Raw genomic sequence first — 19,481 nt, 5'->3', positions numbered from 1 at the left:
GGGTGACGACGACATGACCGCAACCAGCGGCATGCCGCCGGCCCTCAACGTCATCACGCTGGCGACCTTCGCGGCGAGCCTGTCGGTGCGTGCACTCGATCCGGTGCTGCCGCATGTCGCGGAGGACTTCGGCGTCAGCATCGCGACCGCGGCGAGCTTCGCGGCGGTGTTCGCCTTCACCTTCGCTGCGGTCCAACCGGCGATCGGCGCCGCCGCCGATTTGTTCGGCAAGGCGCGGCTGATGACGATCTGTCTCGGCCTGCTCGGCGTCGCCAACATCCTCGGCGCGCTCTCGACCTCGTTCCCGATGCTGTTCGTGACCCGCATCCTCGCCGGCGTCGGCTCGGGCGGCGTGTTTCCAGTGGCGCTGTCGCTGACCAGCGATCTGGTCGGCCCGGACAAGCGGCAACTCGCGATCGGACGGACGCTGGCGGGCTCGATGACCGGCAATCTGCTTGGAGCCACGGCCTCCGGCCTGATCGGCGACTTCCTCGGCTGGCGCGGCGTGCTCGCGGTGCTCGGCGGCCTCGTGATCATCGTCGCGCTGGCGGTTGCGGCCGGCTTCCGCGGCGCCGCGCTGAACCGTCCGCCGCGCACCAGCCTGAAGGCGCTGCGCCACGGTTATCGCACCATCTTCACCAATCCGAACGCGCGGATCTGCTACTCGGCGGTCTTCGTCGAAGGTTGCTGCGTGCTCGGGCTGTTTCCCTTCATCGCCTCGTTCCTGTTCGAGCTCGGCGAGACCTCGTTGTCGATCGCCGGTATCGTGATCGCAGGCTTTGCGATCGGCGGATTGCTGTACACGCTGACGGTCTCGCGGATGCTGCCGTTGATCGGGGTGAGGGGGATGATGATCGCAGGTGCGACGCTGGTCGCAATCCAGCTGGTCGGCGTCGCCTTCGGGCCGCACTGGAAATTGCAGATGGCGGGCCTCCTGGTGATGGGCCTCGGCTTCTACATGATCCACGGCTGCCTGCAGGTGTTCGCCAGCGAGCTCTCAGTGGAAGCGCGCGCCACCGCACTGTCGCTGCACTCGTTCTTCTTTTTCATGGGCCAGACCGTCGGCCCGATCGCTTACGGTTTTGGACTTCAACACGCCGGCAAGACCACGACACTGGTCTCGGCCGCCGCCGTGATGGTCGTGCTCGGCTTCATCTGCGCGAGATTTCTGAAGCAGACCCGGCCGGCTGATGCCGCCGCGCGACCAGATGTCGAGGCGTAGGCCGCTTCTCTAGCCCCGCCCGCGATACGTCGCGACGCCCTGATCTGGAACCCAGATACCCTTCGGCAATCGTCCGGTCTGGAAGAACACGTCGATCGGGATGCCGCCGCGCGGATACCAGTAGCCGCCGATGCGTAGCCATTTCGGCTTGATCTCGTCGGCGATCCGCTTGCCGATCATGACGGTGCAGTCCTCATGGAAGGCGCCATGGTTGCGGAAGCTCGCGGCGAACAGTTTCAGCGATTTGGATTCCAGCAGCCAGCGGCCTGGCACGTAATCGATCACCAGATGGGCGAAATCCGGTTGGCCCGTCACCGGGCAGATCGAGGAGAATTCCGGCACGGTGAAGCGTACCAGATAATCGGTACCAGCCTGTGGGTTGGGCACGCGGTCGAGCTGCGCCTTTTCCGGTGCGTCGGGCCATTCCACCGCGCGGCCGAGTTGCAGGCCGGGGGAGGTGGTTGATTTGGTGGATTTCTTTGCCATCAGGGGGTCTCCGTGGCGTCCTCTTATCCAATGCGGGGGCGCCCGTCACCCGGCCTTTTCCCCCTCGATGCATTGCGGTAGAAGCACCGCCATCTGCCCCCCGCACTGCCAAAAGAGGTTCTCATGACTGACATCGTCGACATCATCGGCCGCGAAATCCTGGATAGCCGCGGCAACCCCACGGTCGAGGTCGATGTCGTGCTGGAGGATGGGTCGATCGGTCGCGCGGCGGTGCCGTCGGGGGCCTCGACCGGCGCCCATGAGGCGGTGGAACTGCGCGATGGCGACAAGTCGCGCTATCTCGGCAAGGGTGTCGAGAAGGCGGTCGCCGCCATCAACGGCGAGATCTTCGAGGCGCTCAGCGACCAGGCCGTCGAGGAGCAGGTCGCGATCGACCAGATCATGATCGAGCTCGATGGCACCCCGAACAAGAGCCGGCTCGGCGCGAACGCCATCCTCGGTGTCTCGCTGGCCTGCGCCAAGGCTGCCGCGGAATCCTTCGACATGCCGCTGTATCGCTATGTCGGCGGCACCTCGGCGCGGACGCTGCCGGTGCCGATGATGAACATCATCAATGGCGGCGTGCATGCCGACAACCCGATCGACTTCCAGGAATTCATGATCCTGCCGGTCGGCGCCAGCAGCTTCGCAGAGGCGCTGCGCTGCGGTTCGGAAATCTTCCACACGCTGCGCGGCGAACTGAAGAAGGCCGGCCACAACACCAATGTCGGCGACGAGGGCGGCTTTGCGCCGAACCTGCCGTCGGCCGACGCCGCGCTCGAGTTCGTCATGAACGCGATCGGCAAGGCCGGCTACAAGGCGGGCGACGACGTCGTGCTCGGCCTCGACTGCGCCTCCACCGAGTTCTTCAAGGACGGCGCCTACGTCTATGGCGGCGAGAACAAGACCCGCTCGCGCTCGGAGCAGGTGAAGTATCTCGCCGATCTGGTCGGCCGCTATCCGATCGTCACCATCGAGGACGGCATGTCGGAAGACGACATGGACGGCTGGAAGGAACTGACCGACGCGATCGGCAACAAGTGCCAGCTGGTCGGCGACGATCTGTTCGTCACCAACGTCACCCGGCTTGCCGACGGCATCAAGCACGGCCGCGCCAACTCGATCCTGGTCAAGGTCAACCAGATCGGCACCCTGACCGAGACGCTGGCGGCGATCGAGATGGCTTACAAGGCCGGCTACACCGCCGTGATGTCGCATCGCTCCGGCGAAACCGAGGACTCCACGATCGCCGACCTCGCGGTCGCCACCAATTGCGGGCAGATCAAGACCGGCTCGCTGGCGCGCTCCGACCGTACTGCCAAGTACAACCAGCTGCTGCGCATCGAGCAGCAACTCGGTACCCAGGCGAAATACGCCGGCCGGGCGGCCTTGAAGGCGCTGGCCTAGCGCCCCAACTGATCGGGACTGAACAAAACGCAAAAAGGGGAGGTCGGGATGAGTGACGGCAAGAGCGGTCTGCAACTGCGTTCGCTGCTCAAGAAGGATGGCGAACTGGAATTGTCGTTGGTCAATGTCCCGACCCCCGAGCCCGGCCCCGACGAGGTCGTGGTCCGGGTCGAGGCGACCCCGATCAATCCGTCCGACCTCGGGCTCTTGATCGGCCCGGCCGACATGGCCGCCGCCAAGGTCTCCGGCAGCAAGGAATTGCCCGTGGTGACCGCGCGCGTGCCGGAAGCGGCATTGGTCGGTCTTGCCGCCCGGCTCGACGAGTCGATGCCGGTCGGCAATGAAGGCGCCGGCGTCGTAATCAAGACCGGCTCGTCGGACGCGGCGAAAGCGTTGATGGGCCGGACGGTCGCGATGATCGGCGGTGCAATGTATGCGCAATACCGCACGCTGCGCGTCACCGAATGCCTGCCGCTTCCCGAGGGCACCACGCCGGCGGAAGGCGCATCCTGCTTCGTCAATCCGCTGACCGCGCTCGGCATGACCGAGACGATGCGGCGCGAGGGTCACAAGGCGCTGGTGCACACGGCGGCGGCGTCGAACCTCGGCCAGATGCTGAACAGGATCTGCCTCAAGGACGGCATCGGCCTCGTCAACATCGTGCGCAACAAGGAGCAGGCCGACATCCTGCACAAGATCGGCGCAAAACACATCGTCGATTCCAGCGCGCCCGATTTCATGGACAAGCTCACTGCCGCGCTGGTCGAGACCGGTGCGACCATCGCCTTCGATGCGATCGGCGGCGGCAAGCTCGCGGGCCAGATCCTGGTCGCGATGGAGACCGCGATCAACAAGACCGCCAAGGCCTACAGCCGCTACGGCTCGAATGTGCACAAGCAGGTCTACGTTTATGGCAGCCTCGACAACCGTTCGATCGAGCTGCCGCGCGGCTTCGGCATGGCCTGGGGCGTCGGCGGCTGGCTCTTGTTCCCGTTCCTGATGAAGATCGGTCCGGAGGCGGGCAACAAGCTGCGTCAGCGCGTGGTCGCCGAGTTGAAGACCACCTTCGCCAGTCACTACACCAAGGTGGTGTCGTTGCAGGAAACCCTGCAGCTCGACAACATCGCCGTCTACGGCAAGCGCGCGACCGGCGAGAAATTCCTGATCAATCCGAACAAGGGCGCGTAACCGATCGGAGACTAAAGCGCGATGAGATTAGGTTGAATCGTCATCGCGCTTTGGATTCTTGTTTGAGCATGATCTTTCCGGAAAACCGCTTTGCACTTTTCCGGATCATGTTTTACTCGCGCTCGAATGCCAGGCTCCTGGAGCGCTTGTGACGCTCCAGGGCATGGCCGATCAGGACATCCATCAGCTCGGTTTGCGGCAGGCCGCTGGCCTCCCACAGCCGCGGATACATGCTGATGTTGGTGAAGCCGGGCAGGGTGTTCGCCTCGTTCACGAAGGCCTGCTCGCCGTGGAGGAAGAAGTCGATGCGCGCCATGCCTTCGCAACCCAGCACGCCGAACGTCCTGATCGCGAGCTCCCTGATGCGATCGGCGACGGCAGGCGGAACGTCGGCAGGCACCTGCAGCAGGGCGCCCTCCGCATCGAGATATTTCGCGTCGTAGGAGTAGAAGCCGTGCTTGTCGGACGGCACGATCTCGCCGAGCTGCGAGGCGCGCACGCGGCCCTCGGCATCCTCCAGCACGGAGCACTCGACCTCCCGGATCGGCGCGATGCAGCGCTCGATCAGGATCTTGGTATCGAAGCGGAACGCGAGTCTGCAGGCCGCCTCGAACTCCGCCGCGTTGCGCGCCTTCGACACGCCGACCGATGATCCCATGTTGGCAGGCTTGACGAACAGTTCCTGTGAGCCGAGGGCGCTGGCCGCGTCGTCATAGCCGACGGGGGCCGCGGCCGACATCACGGCAAAGGGAACGATCGGCAATCCAGCCTCGCGCAACAGGCGCTTGGCGATATCCTTGTCCATTCCGGCCGCCGAGCCCATCACGCGCGAGCCGACATAGGCCACGTCGGACAATTCCAGCGCGCCCTGCACGGTGCCATCCTCGCCATTGGGGCCATGCAGGACCGGGAAGACGACATCGAATGCGGGTAGTTCCTGAACGGCTGTGGCGCCGCCGCCCAGCGCAAGCGTGCGGCCCTGGCCGCCCGGCAGCAGCGCGAGTTGCGGCCCGTCGAGGGGAATGGTCAATGAGTTGCCGCCGGTGCCGATGCCGTTGCCTGCGTCCACCGCGATCCAGCGACCTTCGCGCGTGATGCCGATCGCCGTGGCCTCATAGCGATCCGGGTCGAGCGAGCGAACCACGTTGGCCGCCGATGCCCGTGAGACGTCATGCTCGGCCGATCGCCCGCCGAACAAGATTGCAACCCGTATCCTCCGCTCTGCCATTGCCTGCCCTTCGGTCGACCGCACGCTGTGTGGAATCTGCGCACATTATGTTTAGAGGAACGTGTCGAGATTTGGCCTCCGGCCGCGCCCGCCACGGCGTGCGGCCGGTTGGCGCCCGGCCGTTCGGTCCAATTTCGTGAACGATGCGTTTCCGGAATTGCACAATCCATGCACTTGCATCTTTTTCAGGGCGCCGGTAGGTGAGGTCGGCGAGTTTCACGCGAACCCGAGGGAATTTTTGCTATGGCCTATAACATCGTCACCATCGTCGGCAGCATCCGCAAGGAGAGCTTCTCGCTCAAGATCGCCAATGCGCTGGCCAAGCTCGCGCCCGCTTCGCTGAAGCTCGACGTCACGACGCTTCAGGGCATTTCCTTCTTCAACCAGGACCTCGAGGCGGCGCCGCCGGCAGACTGGCTCGCCTTCCGCGAGAAGCTGCAGAAGTCGAACGGCGTGCTGTTCGTGACCCCCGAGTACAACCGCTCGATCCCGGGTGTGCTGAAGAACGCGATCGACGTCGCCTCTCGGCCCTACGGCAAGAGCTCGTTCATCGGCAAGCCGATCGGCATCATCGGCAATTCGCCGGGACCGCTCGGCGGCGTCAGCGCGGTGAAGCATCTGCAGAACATTCTGCCGGGCATTTCCGGTCCGATCCTCGGCCAGCCGGAAACCTATCTCAACGGCGTCGGCGATGCTTTCGACGACAAGGGCGAGCTGACCAAGGAGTCGCTCAAGGGCGTGCTGCAGCAGTATCTCGACGCCTTCGCGGCCTTCATCGAAAAGCAGAACCGCTGAGCGCATGATCCGGAAAGTGCGCAGCGCTTTGCCGGTCAAATGGTCGCGCCTTAGCACTCCGTTAACCCCATGGCCGCATCTTCGCGGCCATGGTCTCCCGCACGCGCCTCAAATCGATTCTGACCGGACTAGCGCTCTATACGCTGGCGGCGCTGATGGTTGGCTATTTCGGCGTCAACGCCTACACCGGTAAATACGGCCTGAACGCGCGGCAGGAACTCGATCAGGAAATCATCGCGCTGACCTCGGAGCTGGCGCGCCTGAAGAAGGAGCGGGCCGAGGGCGAGCAGCGGGTGTCGCTGTTGCGGTCGGACCGGGTCGATCCTGACATGCTGGACGAGCGTGCGCGCTTCCAGCTCGACTACGCCAACCCGCGTGATCTGGTTCGGATCAACAAGTCGAACTGACGCGTTCTCAAATTTCAAAAACAATCGCGTGCTATCACAAAAGTGTCGCGCCGCGCTGCAGTGCGGCATAGCAAAATTCCATCGGGCGAACGCAATCCTTCCAAGGTGATTTGAGTTGGGTTAGAGAGGGTTCTTCGACTTCTCTCACCCGGAATTGCCATGGCCGCACCCAAGAAAAGCGTCGCGAAGGAATCAGGTCAGGAGAAGGCTGGTTCTCCCCCGGAATTCACCAGGGAGCAGGAGCTCAAGGCACTGCGGGACATGCTCCTGATCCGGCGCTTCGAGGAGAAGGCCGGTCAGCTCTACGGCATGGGTGCGATCGGCGGCTTCTGCCATCTCTATATCGGCCAGGAAGCGGTCGTGGTCGGCATGCAGATGGCGCTGAAGCAGGGCGACGAGGTCATAACGGGCTACCGCGACCACGGCCACATGCTGGCCTGCGACATGGAAGCCAGGGGCGTGATGGCCGAACTGACCGGACGCCGCGGCGGCTATTCCCGCGGCAAGGGCGGCTCCATGCACATGTTCAGCAAGGAGAAGCATTTCTACGGCGGTCACGGAATCGTGGGCGCGCAGGTGTCGCTCGGCACCGGCCTTGCGTTCGCCAACCGCTATCGCGGCAACGATAACGTCAGCGTGACCTATTTCGGCGACGGCGCGGCCAACCAGGGCCAGGTCTACGAAAGCTTCAACATGGCGGAGCTGTGGAAGCTGCCGGTGATCTATGTGATCGAGAACAACCGCTATGCGATGGGCACCGCGGTGTCGCGCGCCTCGGCCCAGCAGGACTTCTCGAAGCGCGGCGTCTCCTTCAACATTCCCGGCAAGCAGGTCGACGGCATGGACGTGCGCGCGGTCAAGGCCGCCGCCGATGAAGCCACCGCATGGTGCCGCGGCGGCAACGGTCCGATCATCCTGGAGATGCAGACCTACCGTTACCGCGGCCACTCGATGTCCGACCCCGCGAAGTACCGCACGCGTGAGGAGGTCGAAAAGGTTCGTCACGACCAGGACCCGATCGAGCAGGTGCGCAACCGCTTGCTGGCGTCGGGCGTGAGCGAGCAGGATCTCAAGGCGATCGACGCCGAGGTGCGCGAGATCGTCAACGAGGCCGCCGACTTCGCGCAGCACGATCCGGAGCCGGATGCATCCGAGCTCTACACCGACATCTACCGCTGACCCCACCCGCGCAGAAGAATTTCAAGACCGATTTCGGGAGCCGATATGCCCATTCAAGTGCTGATGCCTGCGCTGTCGCCCACCATGGAGAAGGGCAACCTCGCCAAATGGCTGAAAAAGGAAGGCGAGACCATCAAGTCCGGTGACGTCATCGCCGAGATCGAGACCGACAAGGCGACGATGGAGGTCGAGGCAACCGACGAGGGCACGCTCGGCAAGATCCTGATTCCGGAAGGCACCGCCGATGTCGCGGTGAACACGCCGATCGCGACCATCCTGGCTGACGGCGAAAGCGCCGCCGACCTCGCCAAGGTGCCCGCGGCTCCTGCGCCGAAGGCCTCGGAGGCGCCTGCTGCTGAAGCCAAGGGAGATGCAAAGGCGGAAGCGCCGCAGCCCGCGGCAAAGGCGCCGGCAGCGCCGGTCAGCGAGGCGCTGCCCGATCCGGAAATTCCGGCCGGCACCGAGATGGTCACGCAGACCATCCGCGAGGCGCTGCGCGATGCGATGGCCGAGGAGATGCGCCGCGACGGCGACGTCTTCATCATGGGCGAGGAGGTCGCCGAATATCAGGGCGCCTACAAGGTGACGCAGGGCCTGTTGCAGGAGTTCGGCGCGCGGCGCGTGATCGACACGCCGATCACCGAGCACGGCTTTGCCGGCGTCGGCGTCGGCGCGGCGATGGCCGGGCTGAAGCCGATCGTCGAGTTCATGACCTGGAATTTCGCCATGCAGGCGATCGACCAGATCATCAACTCCGCCGCCAAGACGCTGTACATGTCCGGCGGCCAGATGGGCTGTTCGATCGTGTTCCGCGGACCGAACGGCGCCGCCGCGCGCGTCGCGGCCCAGCACAGCCAGGACTACGCCGCCTGGTACTCGCAGATCCCGGGCCTCAAGGTGGTCGCGCCGTATTCGGCCGCTGACTACAAGGGCCTGCTCAAGGCCGCGATCCGCGATCCCAACCCGGTGGTCTTCCTCGAGAACGAAATGCTGTACGGCCACACCGGCGAGGTGCCGAAGCTGCCCGACTTCGTGGTGCCGATCGGCAAGGCGCGCATTGCGCGCGCCGGCAAGGACGTCACCATCGTCTCCTGGGCGATGGGCATGTCCTATGCGCTGAAGGCCGCGGACGAGCTCGCCAAGGAAGGCATCGAGGCCGAAGTCATCGATCTGCGCACCATCCGTCCGATGGACACCGAGACGGTCATCAACTCGGTGAAGAAGACCGGCCGCGCGGTCACGGTGGAAGAGGGCTGGCAGCAGAGCGGCGTCGGCTCCGAGGTCGCTGCGCGCATCATGGAGCATGCTTTCGACTATCTCGATGCGCCGGTCGCGCGCGTCTCCGGCAAGGACGTGCCGATGCCTTACGCGGCGAACCTCGAAAAGCTTGCTCTGCCCTCCGTCGCCGAGGTGGTCGCGGCCGCCAAGGCCGTGTCCTACCGGTAACGCCGATGGCCGGTCCCAAGGAGCAGCCGCTGCCGCCTGACGTGATGGGCCGCGACGACGCCGTCGAGGTGCTGCGCGCCTTTGTCGTCGACGGCGGCCTGTCGATCGCGTTCCAGCGCGCCTTCGAGGAGCCGGATATGTGGGGGCTGATGCTCGTCGACATCGCCCGTCACGCCGCACGCGCCTATTCGCGCGAGAGCGAATACACCGAGGACGAAGCGCTCGCGCGCATCGTCGAGATGTTCGAAGCCGAAATCGCCCGGCCGACCGACATGGGCCAAACCAAACCGCGGTCGCAACAAGGTCACTGACAATGCCGATCAATATTCTCATGCCCGCGCTGTCGCCGACGATGGAAAAGGGCAATCTCGCCAAGTGGCTCAAGAAAGAGGGCGACAAGGTCAAGTCCGGCGACGTGATCGCGGAGATCGAGACCGACAAGGCGACGATGGAAGTCGAGGCGGTCGATGAAGGCACGATCGCCAAGATATTGGTGCCCGAGGGCACGCAGGACGTGCCGGTCAACGACGTCATCGCAGTCATGGCCGGCGACGGCGAGGACGTGAAGGCGGCAGCCAGCGCCGGAGCCGCACCGGCAGCCAAACCCGCCGAAGCCCCGAAGCCGGCTGCGCAGGCTGCGCCTGCCGCGGCTCCCGCACCGTCAGCAGCGCCCGCGCCGCAGCCGGCCGCTGCACCGGCGCCAGCGCCTCAGCCTGCTGCGGCGCCCGCCGCGCAAGCCAACGGCCACGCCCGTGTGTTCTCGTCGCCGCTGGCGCGCCGATTGGCAAAGGAAGCCGGCATCGATCTCTCCCGCATCACCGGCACCGGCCCGCACGGCCGCGTCATCGCGCGCGACGTCGACGACGCCAAGTCCGGCAAGGGCCTGAAGGCGCCGGCGGCTGCACCTGCCGCGGCGGGGCCGAGCATCGCGCCGTCGATGTCGGACAAGCAGATCCTGGCGCTGTTCGAGCCGGGCTCTTACGAAATCGTGCCGCATGACGGCATGCGCCGCACCATCGCGCAGCGTCTCACCGCTTCGGTGCAGAACGTCCCGCACTTCTATCTCACCATCGACTGCGACATCGGCAAGCTGCTCGCCGCGCGCGAGGAGATCAACGCCGCCGCGCCGAAGGACAAGGAGAAGAAGCCGCTCTACAAGATCTCGGTCAACGATTTCGTCATCAAGGCGATGGCGGTGGCGCTGCAGAAGATCCCGAACTGCAACGTCAGCTGGACCGAAGGCGGCATGCTCAAGCACAAGCATTCCGACGTCGGCGTCGCGGTGGCGATGCCGGGCGGCCTGATCACGCCGATCATCCGCAAGGCCGAGACCAAGACGCTCTCGACCATCTCGAACGAGATGAAGGATTTTGCCGCCCGCGCCCGCGCCCGAAAGCTGAAGCCGGAAGAATACCAGGGCGGCACCACCGCGGTCTCCAACCTCGGCATGTACGGCATCAACCACTTCACTGCCGTGATCAACCCGCCGCACGCCTCGATCCTCGCGGTCGGCACCTCGGAGGAGCGCCCGGTCGTGCGCGGCGGCAAGATCGAGATCGCGAACATCATGAGCGTCACCTTGTCGTGCGATCACCGCGCGATCGACGGCGCGCTCGGTGCCGAGTTGATCGGCGCCTTCAAGCAGCTGATCGAAAACCCCGTGATGATGATGGTGTGACGGGCATCAGCCATGTACGCGATGTCAGGTCCGTACGTTCTGCTCGCCGCCATCGCCGTTGCGCTGCTCGTCGCGGTCAACCGCGACCTGATATCGACGTTCCAGTTCCGGATGATGATGATCGGCGCCGGTGTGCTGGCGCTGGTGTGGACCATATTTCTCGGTGCGGTATGGCAGGAGTACCGATGAATGGCCGGCTTGGCCCGTACGCGCTGGCCCTGGATCTCGCTGCTGCTGTCGGCCGTGCTGGTGCTCAACCCGGTCGCGCTGGATTTCCTGCACTCCGCGTTCTTCGCCGGCGAACAGTTGGCGCGGAACATTGCCCAGCCGATCGTGCTGACGGCCCTGGCCATCATGGCCGTGGTGATCGGGCTCGAATGGCTGGTCAGGTCATTGATCGCAAGAAGCCGCGCCCGCGGCGTCACAAATTGAGTTGAACGGGAGCCGCCATGGCCGACACATCCTTTGACGTCATCATCATCGGCTCCGGCCCCGGCGGCTACGTGACCGCGATCCGCGCCGCGCAGCTCGGCTTCAAGACCGCGATCGTCGAGAAATCCTATCTCGGCGGCATCTGCCTGAACTGGGGTTGCATCCCGACCAAGGCGCTGCTGCGCTCGGCGGAGATCTATCACTACATGCAGCACGCCAAGGATTACGGACTGTCGGCCGACAATGTCAGTTTCGATCCGAAGGCCGTGGTGCAGCGTTCGCGCGGCGTCTCGAAGCGCCTCAATGACGGCGTCGGCTTCCTGATGAAGAAGAACAAGGTCACGGTGATCTGGGGCGATGCCACGATCGACGCGCCCGGCAAGATCACGGTGAAGAAGTCCACGGTCGAGGCTCCGAAGGGTGCCAGCGGCGAGGGCAGCTATCAGGCCAAGCACATCATCGTCGCGACCGGCGCGCGGCCGCGCGTGCTGCCTGGGCTCGAGCCCGACAAGAAGCTGATCTGGACCTATTTCGAGGCGATGGTGCCGGAGCGGATGCCGAAATCGCTGCTGGTGGTCGGCTCCGGCGCGATCGGCATCGAGTTCGCCTCGTTCTTCCACACCATGGGCGCCGACGTCACCGTGGTCGAGGTGCTGCCGCAAATCCTTCCCGTGGAGGACGCCGAGATCGCAGGGCTGGCACGCAAGCGGTTCGAGAAGATGGGCATCAAGATCATGTCCTCGACCAAGGTGACCAAGCTGGAGAAGAAGGCCGACAGCGTGGTCGCGACCATCGACGACGGCAAGGGCTCGCCGCAGACCAAGGAATTCGAGCGCGTGATCTCGGCGGTCGGCGTGGTCGGCAACATCGAGAATCTCGGGCTGGAGAAGCTCGGCGTCAAAACCGACCGCGGCTGCATCGTGATCGACGGCCTCGGCAAGACCAACATCCCCGGCATCTACGCGATCGGCGACGTGGCAGGTCCCCCGATGCTCGCACACAAGGCCGAGCACGAGGGCGTGATCTGCATCGAGGCGATCAAGGGCCTGCATCCGCATCCGATGGACAAGCTGATGATCCCGGGCTGCACCTATTGCAATCCGCAGGTCGCTTCCGTCGGCCTCACCGAAGCCAAGGCCAAGGAAGGCGGCCGCGAGATCCGCGTCGGCCGCTTCCCGTTCGTCGGCAACGGCAAGGCGATCGCGCTCGGCGAGGACCAGGGCCTCGTCAAGGTGGTGTTCGACAAGAAGACCGGGCAGCTGCTCGGCGCGCACATGATCGGCGCCGAGGTCACCGAACTGATCCAGGGCTATGTGGTGGCGATGAATCTGGAGACCACCGAAGAGGAGTTGATGCACACCGTGTTCCCGCATCCGACCTTGTCGGAAATGATGAAGGAGGCGGTGCTGGACGCCTACGGGCGCGTGCTGAATATCTGAGAGACCGGGCGGGAGGAGCTGCAAAGCATTGGCAAATCCTGTCATCCTGAGGTGCGAGCGGAGCGAGCCTCGAAGGATGCACGGCCCGGATCGAACAGTGGGGCCTGTCGCCCTTCGAGGGCCGCTGAAGAAGCGGCCACCTCCAGCGACAAAGGCGGAGCCTCTGCGCGGGGGTGACGGGTCTCAGATTCGCAAAACCTAAGAAAAAGAAAGAGCACCTCGTGAAAGACAACGACAACCTTACCATCGAACGCCCGACCTTCGTGACCCATCTCGAATGCGCGATGGAGGGCGATCATTATGCAGCGGACCAGGTGCACAATCTGTCCAAGGCCGGCAAGCCGCTCCTGGTGCGCTACGATCTGGCCGGAGTGAAGAAGGCCCTTACGAAGGACGCGCTGGCCGAGCGTCCGGCCGATTTGTGGCGCTACCGCGAGCTGCTGCCGGTGCGCAAATGCAAAGACATCGTCAGCCTCGGCGAAGTCACGACGCCGCTGATCCGGCTGCCGAAGCTTTCGGCGCGACTTGGCGGCGGCGAGATCATCGTCAAGGACGAGGGGCGGCTGCCGACCGGCTCGTTCAAGGCGCGGGGCCTCGTGATGGCGGTGTCGATGGGCAAGGCGCTCGGCATCAAGCACATGGCGATGCCGACCAACGGCAATGCCGGCGCGGCGCTCGCCGCCTACGCGACCTCCTGCGGCATCAAGACCACGATCTTCTGCCCGGCGGATACGCCGGAGGTGAATGTCAGCGAGATCGAGTTGCAGGGCGCCACCGTCTATCGCGTCAACGGCTATATCGACGATTGCGGCAAGATCGTCGGCGAGGGCAAAGCAAAGGTCGGCTGGTTCGATACATCGACCCTGAAGGAGCCGTACCGGATCGAGGGCAAGAAGACGATGGGCCTCGAGCTCGCCGAGCAGCTCGGCTGGGACGTGCCCGACGTGATCTTCTATCCGACCGGTGGCGGCACCGGCCTGATCGGCATGTGGAAGGCGTTCGACGAGCTCGAGAAGATCGGCTTCATCGGCTCCAAGCGTCCGCGGATGGTCGCGGTGCAGGCCTCCGGCTGCGCGCCGATGGTGCGCGCCTACGAGGCCGGCACCGAGCACGCGGCGCGCTGGGAGGATGCCCACACCATCGCCTCGGGCATCCGCGTGCCGCAGGCGATCGGCGACTTCCTCATCCTGCGTGCGGTGCGCGAGAGCAAGGGGTTTGCAATCGCCGTCGATGACGACAAGATCAGCGCTGCGCTCAATGAGGTCGCGCGCGAGGAGGGCCTCTTGCTGTGCCCCGAGGGCGCTGCGACCTATGCTGCCTACAAGCAGAGCCTTGCCGACGGCCGGGTCAGCAGGACCGACCGCGTGATGCTGTTCAATTGCGCCAGCGGCCTGAAATACCCGCTGCCGCCGGTGACCCGCGCGCTCGACCGGCACAAGCCGATCGACTTCTCGCAGTTCTGAAGCCTCATCCGAAGGGCCATCTTGTCGAAAGGTGGCCCTTCAAAAATGATGCGACAAGAAAGATTGAGGGAGAGCGTGATGCGGAAGCTCGTTCTGGCCGTGCTGGCGATGTTGGCGTTCACAGGAAGCGCTACGGCGGAAACCTGGCCCGCGCACCCGATCACCATCGTCGTGCCGTTCGCTGCCGGCGGTCCGTCGGATGCCATGGCGCGCATCCTCGCCGAGCGGATGAAGCAGTCGCTCGGCGAGGTGGTCCTGATCGAGAACGTGACCGGGGCGGGCGGTTCGATCGGCGTCGGCCGCGCGGTGCGCGCGGCGCCTGACGGCTACACCGTCTCGTTCGGCCATCTCGGCACCCACGTCGCAAACGGCGCGATCTACAAGCTCGGCTACGATCTCGTCGAGGATCTCGAGCCGGTTGTGCTGCTGCCGAGCAATCCGATGATCATCGTCAGCAAGAACGCCGTGCCGGCGAAATCGCTGAAGGAGCTCTTGGAGTGGTTGAAGTCGCGGCCTCAGCCGCCGACCGCAGGCACCGCCGGCGCCGGCAGCGGCAGCCATATCGCAGGGCTCTATTTCGAGAACGTCTCCGGCATCAAGCTGCAATACGTGCCGTATCGCGGAACCGGGCCGGCGCTGAACGACCTCGTCGCCGGCCAGATCGACATCATCGTCGATCAGACCTCGAATTCGATCAACCAGGTCCGCGCCGGCAACATCCGCGCCTATGCCGTCACCGATTCCAAGCGCGTCGCGAATGCGCCTGAAGTTCCGACGGTCGACGAGGCCGGCTTGCCCGGCTTCTACATGACGCTGTGGTCCGGCCTCTGGGTGCCGAAGGGCACGCCGAAGGAGATCGTGGCCAAGCTCAACATGGCTGCGATCCAGGCGCTGCGCGATCCCGCGGTGAAGAAGCAGCTCGAAAATCTCGGCTTGCAGATGCCGCCGCAAGACCAGTTGAAGCCGGAGGCACTCGGCGCCTGGCAGAAGGCGGAAATCGCAAAGTGGTGGCCGATGATCAAGGCCGCCAATGTGAAGGTGGAGTGAGAAGCAGGAGGCAAGCTTCTCATGAGGAACCTTGTTCTTGCGTGGCTTGCGTCCAGCGCCGCGTTTGCGGTCGCCTTTCTCGGCTGGATGGTGCCCTGGGCGACCCCGGAAGGCGTGCACATCTTGTACTGGAGCGATTATCTTCGCTTGTTCCTCATGATGCTGGGCGCAGCACTAGCGTTCCAGTTGGTTTACGACGGTCTCGTCTACGTCATTCTGGGCCGCTCTGGGCTCTGGAGCATCTGGACGGTCGCGTTCGCGTATCTGTTGCCCGTTTTCATCATCGATCGCTACGGAATCGACACGCCCCGCGAAGCTCGCGCGATGATCGCCTGGCTCGGATTTGCCTGTCTGATCGCAGGTGTCTCATGGTTCTTCGCGCGGAGAGAGGTTCGCAGGACGGCGGATATCCCCTAGCGCGATCCGAACGAATCAGCTGTCCGAAAAGATCAACCTGATCTGATCACGCCGGCGAGGCTCACTGCGCCGGCGCGGCGTTGGTCTCCTGCGTCACGACGCGCTCGCCGCTCTTTGCCGCCATCGCCGTGCCGGCGTCCTCGAAACGCGCCCGATAGACCGCGAAATTCTCCATCACGCGCTGCACGTAGTTGCGCGTCTCCGAGATCGGGATCCGCTCCACCCAATCGACCGGATCGACCTTGGGATCGCGCGGGTCGCCATAGGCCTTGATCCAGTCGCGGACGCGGCCGCGGCCGGCGTTGTAGCCGGCAAATGTCATGATGTGGCAGCCGCGATACTCCGCCAGCAGCGCACTCAATTCGGCCGCGCCCATCTGGGTGTTGTAGACCGGATCGGACACCATCCTGCTCCAGTCATAGCTGACGCCGAAACGCTTCGCGGTGTCGCGGCCGGCTTCGGGCGTCACCTGCATCAGGCCGACGGCGTTGGCCGCCGACTTGTCGCGCTGATCGAACGCGCTTTCAGTACGCGCGATCGAGTAGGTCATGCTGCGTCCGATGTCGGGCGCGATCGGGGTGTGCTGGGGAATGCCGATGACCGGGAAGGCGTAATGGTCGAAGGCAAAGCCCCGCGCGAGCGCGATCTTGCCGATCTGCAGCATGGCGCGGGCATCGTTGTGGCGGCCGGTGAGCTCGCCGAGTGCCTCGAGCATCCCGACGTCAGCGCTCTCCTCGGCAAGGTCGGCTGCGAAGTAGAGCACGATATCGGGCTCGCCGATCGCGTAGAGCATGTCGGCGGCACGAACCCGCTCGTCCGCGGCCATGCTGTCGGCGCTTGCAGCGGGCGAGGGTGCATGCAACTCGACGCCGTCACGGCCGAGCTTGGTCAGCGCGAGTTGGCCATAATACGCAGTCGGGTAGCGCGCGGCGGCCTGGTAGTCGGCGCGCATCGCCGCGGAGTTGCCGAGTGCCTCGGCGGCGCGGCCGCGCCAATAGGTGGCGCGCGCCAGCACCGTCGGGTTGGTCTGGCCCTCGTCGATGTGGGCGAAATGCGCCGCCGCGGTCTTGGCATCGTCGAGATAGCGCAGCGCGATCCAGCCGCGCATGAAGTGCATGTCGGAGCGATAGTACGGATTGTCCGGCGCCGCCGCGCCCCGGATCACGTCATAGGCCGCCTGGTACTCACCCTGGTCCAGCAGCTTGCGGGAGAGGATGCGGCGCTCGCGCCACCATTGGTCGGTGTCCTGCTGCGCCATCGTCTCGGGCGCCGCCGCGATCGTCACGCGCGCCGCATCGTCGATCCTGTTCTTCGCGAGCAGCCATTGGATGCGGCACAGCGTGTAGCCGAGGTCGCCGCGGGCATCAGCCGGCACGTCGTTGAGCGTGTCCTCGGCCTTGCTGGATTGGCCGCGGACCGCGCCGCAAGCCTTCACGATGGCCAACGCGTCGCTGCCGAGGTGCTGTGCCGCGCGCCTCGCGCCGGCGAGATCCTTGGCGCCGATCCGCTTGTCCATACGCGCGCGATGATCGTCTGATGTCAGCAGGTCCTTGAATGCGTCATAGGCGTCGCTCTCGGTCCGTTCGAGCAATTCTTCCGAACGCCAGGCCTCGCGCACCAGCCGGGCGGCGCCGTCGCGGTCGCCCTCAGTGAGCAGCGTGCGGGCGAGTGCGAACTTGCCCTTGGCGCTGATCGGTTGATCGAGCGTGAAGCCGTGCACCGTGGCCGGATCGCTGCGCTCCTGCCACATCCGCGCTTCAGCCCGTTTGCGGAGCAGCGTGACGCTTGGCCAATCCGGGTTCGCCGCGACGAATGCCGCATAGCGGCTGAACGGCGCATTCGACTCCGAATGGCGCAGCAGGTACCACTCGACGAGCTTGCGCCCGACCGGGTCGGTGATCTTGGCCTGGATATCGGTCGCGTCGTTGGTCTTGCCCCGGCGCGCAGCGAGGATCGCGTCCCTGACGTTGGCGAGATCGCCAGACAATTGCGGCCCGGCGGGCTTCTCCGGCTCCGCCGCCTTGGTGGACTCAGCCGATTTGGATGGGACCGATTTGGCCTTAGCCGATTTGCGTTTGTCGGAGCCGTGCCTGGCATGCCGGCGCTTGCCGGAGCCGCTCTCGTGTGCGGTCTTGCCGCTCGACTTGGCGCCGTGCGCCTTCTTGTCGCCGTGGCCGCTTTTGGCCTGATGCTGGTGATGCGGCTTGGCGGTCGCCTGGACTGGAAGCAGCGCGAGCGCGGCGGCTGTGGCGAAACACGCCAGCGGACGTAGGCACCGGTTCATTCCCTGGTCCCCCCTGAGAAACCACGAGGCACAAACAGAACGCTTCATACGGCGGCACAACCGCCGCAGATTATCACTACCCTCGATTCTCGAGTGTTAATGCTGCCGCAACTCAACAGGGAAAACGCGGCGAAATATGGAACATGGCGTGTGGAACCCGCGGGAACCGGGGTTTTGCGGGTAAAATGTGGCATAAGGGCCGCCCCTTTGACCGGTTTCCGCCGAGATGTATCCTGATCGCCACGTCGCGCCGTTGGGGGCTGACAGATCAGATTTCACCGAGCGGGACGCCATGGCAGTGCACCTCAGAACCATCCTCGACGGCGGCCGCTATTTCGAGGGCCCGCGCTGGCACGATGGACGATTGTGGTTCGTCGACTGCATGGCGCGCACATTGCTCAGCATCAGTCCGTCGGGCGAACGGCAGGAGCACGCTGCGGTGGCGGACGACACGCCCTGCGGTCTCGGCGTGCTGCCTGATGGCGACATCGTCGTGCTGACGATGTTCAGGAAGCGGCTGCTGCGGTTCTCGGGTGGGGCACTGTCGCTGTATGCCGACCTCTCCGAGGTTGCCACCGGCACGATCGACGACATGATCATTGACGGGCTGGGGCGCGCCTATGTCGGCGATCTCGGCTTCAATCTGCCGCCGCCGGAGGGGCGCGGCGCCGTCGGCCGGATCATCCTGGTCACGCCCGACGGCAGCGCCCGCGTCGTCGCCGACGGCTTGCGGTTTCCGAACGGCATCGCCGTTTCCTCCGATCAGCGCCGGCTCGTCGTCGCGGAAATGGATGGCGCTGCTCTCGCGGACTACGATATCGCGGCGGACGGCGGGTTGAGCCTCCGCGGGCGGTTCGGCCGGGTCAACGATCCCGATGGCATCTGCCTCGATCGCGATGGGGCGGTCTGGGTCGCCTCGTTCACGGAAGACGCCTTTGTCCGCATCGATCGCAATGGCGTGGAGCTTGAGCGCATCGAGGTCCCGGGCCGCCGCGCACTCGCCTGTGCGCTGGGCGGCGCCGATCGCAGGACATTGTTCTGCTTGAGCGCGGAGACCTCCTACGAGGAGCTCCGGAGGGGCAAATCGGCGTCGCAGATTGACGTGGTCGAGGTCGCAACGCCGGGCGACGGCTATCCCTAGCGGCTGTCGGCGAGGGACGTCCCGGGCTTGAAGTGCGTTCCCGTTTCGTTCATATTGGGCATTCGGGAGAGTGCCGCCATGGACGCCGAGCGAGACCGCGAAATCATCAGGCTCTGGAACGAGCTCCGCCGGCTGCAACGCGAGGGTCGCCCGACCGCGTCGATGGTGCGCCGGATCGAGCAGGCGCTGGCCGTACGGGAGCAGGAGGCGGCCTGACGGGCG

20 protein-coding genes are annotated in these 19,481 nt (G+C 65.1%); 17 read left to right on the top strand and 3 right to left on the bottom strand.

Annotation, left to right across the window (positions count from 1 at the left end):
• Positions 1-13 precede the first annotated feature (13 nt).
• Positions 14-1,222: an MFS transporter gene (locus CK489_RS29380; protein WP_095734810.1), complete on the top strand. Its 1,209-nt coding sequence runs from the start codon at positions 14-16 to the stop codon at positions 1,220-1,222.
• A gap of 9 nt (positions 1,223-1,231) precedes the next feature.
• Here CK489_RS29380 and queF read toward each other — a convergent pair whose 3' ends face one another.
• Positions 1,232-1,708, bottom strand: a complete 477-nt coding sequence (gene queF / locus CK489_RS29375; RefSeq protein ID WP_095734809.1) for a preQ(1) synthase — start codon at positions 1,706-1,708, stop codon at positions 1,232-1,234.
• Between the two features lie 123 nt (positions 1,709-1,831).
• Here queF and eno point away from each other — a divergent pair, with 123 nt between their 5' ends.
• Entirely contained in the window at positions 1,832-3,115 is a 1,284-nt protein-coding gene (gene eno, locus CK489_RS29370) for a phosphopyruvate hydratase (RefSeq protein ID WP_095734808.1), read from the top strand.
• Positions 3,116-3,163: 48 nt separating this feature from the next.
• Positions 3,164-4,303, top strand: coding sequence for a zinc-binding dehydrogenase (locus CK489_RS29365; protein ID WP_050626424.1), 1,140 nt, complete (start codon positions 3,164-3,166; stop codon positions 4,301-4,303).
• A gap of 112 nt (positions 4,304-4,415) precedes the next feature.
• Here CK489_RS29365 and CK489_RS29360 read toward each other — a convergent pair whose 3' ends face one another.
• Entirely contained in the window at positions 4,416-5,531 is a 1,116-nt protein-coding gene (locus CK489_RS29360) for a D-alanine--D-alanine ligase family protein (protein ID WP_095734807.1), read from the bottom strand.
• Positions 5,532-5,774: 243 nt separating this feature from the next.
• On the opposite strand from CK489_RS29360, the gene CK489_RS29355 reads away from it, so the two are divergent.
• The 12 genes from CK489_RS29355 (at position 5,775) to CK489_RS29305 (ending at position 15,834) form a co-directional block, all read left to right on the top strand.
• Positions 5,775-6,326: an NADPH-dependent FMN reductase gene (locus tag CK489_RS29355; RefSeq protein ID WP_095734806.1), complete on the top strand. Its 552-nt coding sequence runs from the start codon at positions 5,775-5,777 to the stop codon at positions 6,324-6,326.
• An 89-nt stretch (positions 6,327-6,415) separates the two neighbouring features.
• Positions 6,416-6,733 (top strand): FtsB family cell division protein, encoded by a 318-nt coding sequence (locus CK489_RS29350; RefSeq protein ID WP_021079258.1) that lies wholly within the window; start codon positions 6,416-6,418, stop codon positions 6,731-6,733.
• A 159-nt stretch (positions 6,734-6,892) separates the two neighbouring features.
• Entirely contained in the window at positions 6,893-7,912 is a 1,020-nt protein-coding gene (gene pdhA / locus CK489_RS29345; protein ID WP_050626427.1) for a pyruvate dehydrogenase (acetyl-transferring) E1 component subunit alpha, read from the top strand.
• 45 nt (positions 7,913-7,957) lie between these two features.
• Positions 7,958-9,358 carry a pyruvate dehydrogenase complex E1 component subunit beta gene (locus CK489_RS29340; RefSeq protein ID WP_095734805.1) on the top strand — a complete coding sequence of 467 codons (1,401 nt, stop codon included), beginning with the start codon at positions 7,958-7,960 and terminating at the stop codon, positions 9,356-9,358.
• A gap of 5 nt (positions 9,359-9,363) precedes the next feature.
• The gene (locus tag CK489_RS29335; protein WP_021079261.1) at positions 9,364-9,669 is read left to right on the top strand and encodes a DUF5076 domain-containing protein; all 306 of its coding nucleotides are present in this window, start codon (positions 9,364-9,366) and stop codon (positions 9,667-9,669) included.
• 2 nt (positions 9,670-9,671) lie between these two features.
• Positions 9,672-11,036, top strand: a complete 1,365-nt coding sequence (locus tag CK489_RS29330; protein ID WP_095734804.1) for a pyruvate dehydrogenase complex dihydrolipoamide acetyltransferase — start codon at positions 9,672-9,674, stop codon at positions 11,034-11,036.
• A 12-nt stretch (positions 11,037-11,048) separates the two neighbouring features.
• Positions 11,049-11,225: a hypothetical protein gene (locus CK489_RS41905; protein ID WP_198961064.1), complete on the top strand. Its 177-nt coding sequence runs from the start codon at positions 11,049-11,051 to the stop codon at positions 11,223-11,225.
• Complete coding sequence (locus CK489_RS29325; RefSeq protein WP_095734803.1) at positions 11,226-11,468, top strand: hypothetical protein; 243 nt, start codon at positions 11,226-11,228, stop codon at positions 11,466-11,468.
• A 17-nt stretch (positions 11,469-11,485) separates the two neighbouring features.
• The gene (lpdA, locus tag CK489_RS29320) at positions 11,486-12,907 is read left to right on the top strand and encodes a dihydrolipoyl dehydrogenase (protein WP_050626430.1); all 1,422 of its coding nucleotides are present in this window, start codon (positions 11,486-11,488) and stop codon (positions 12,905-12,907) included.
• Positions 12,908-13,128: 221 nt separating this feature from the next.
• Positions 13,129-14,370: a threonine synthase gene (locus CK489_RS29315; protein ID WP_050626431.1), complete on the top strand. Its 1,242-nt coding sequence runs from the start codon at positions 13,129-13,131 to the stop codon at positions 14,368-14,370.
• A 78-nt stretch (positions 14,371-14,448) separates the two neighbouring features.
• A complete protein-coding gene (locus tag CK489_RS29310) occupies positions 14,449-15,417 on the top strand; it encodes a tripartite tricarboxylate transporter substrate binding protein BugD (protein ID WP_095734802.1) in 969 nt (322 codons plus the stop codon).
• A 21-nt stretch (positions 15,418-15,438) separates the two neighbouring features.
• A complete protein-coding gene (locus CK489_RS29305; protein ID WP_095734801.1) occupies positions 15,439-15,834 on the top strand; it encodes a hypothetical protein in 396 nt (131 codons plus the stop codon).
• Positions 15,835-15,895: 61 nt separating this feature from the next.
• On the opposite strand, the gene CK489_RS29300 is transcribed toward CK489_RS29305, so the two are convergent.
• Positions 15,896-18,118, bottom strand: a complete 2,223-nt coding sequence (locus tag CK489_RS29300; protein ID WP_095734800.1) for a lytic transglycosylase domain-containing protein — start codon at positions 18,116-18,118, stop codon at positions 15,896-15,898.
• A gap of 292 nt (positions 18,119-18,410) precedes the next feature.
• On the opposite strand from CK489_RS29300, the gene CK489_RS29295 reads away from it, so the two are divergent.
• Positions 18,411-19,259: an SMP-30/gluconolactonase/LRE family protein gene (locus CK489_RS29295; RefSeq protein ID WP_095734799.1), complete on the top strand. Its 849-nt coding sequence runs from the start codon at positions 18,411-18,413 to the stop codon at positions 19,257-19,259.
• Positions 19,260-19,337: 78 nt separating this feature from the next.
• A complete protein-coding gene (locus CK489_RS41510) occupies positions 19,338-19,475 on the top strand; it encodes a hypothetical protein (protein ID WP_158226521.1) in 138 nt (45 codons plus the stop codon).
• The last annotated feature ends 6 nt before the right edge of the window (positions 19,476-19,481 follow it).

It is taken from the genome of Bradyrhizobium sp. UFLA03-84, from assembly GCF_002289535.1.
Classification (GTDB): domain Bacteria; phylum Pseudomonadota; class Alphaproteobacteria; order Rhizobiales; family Xanthobacteraceae; genus Bradyrhizobium; species Bradyrhizobium viridifuturi.
This window is presented reverse-complemented; position numbering and strand designations above follow the sequence as displayed.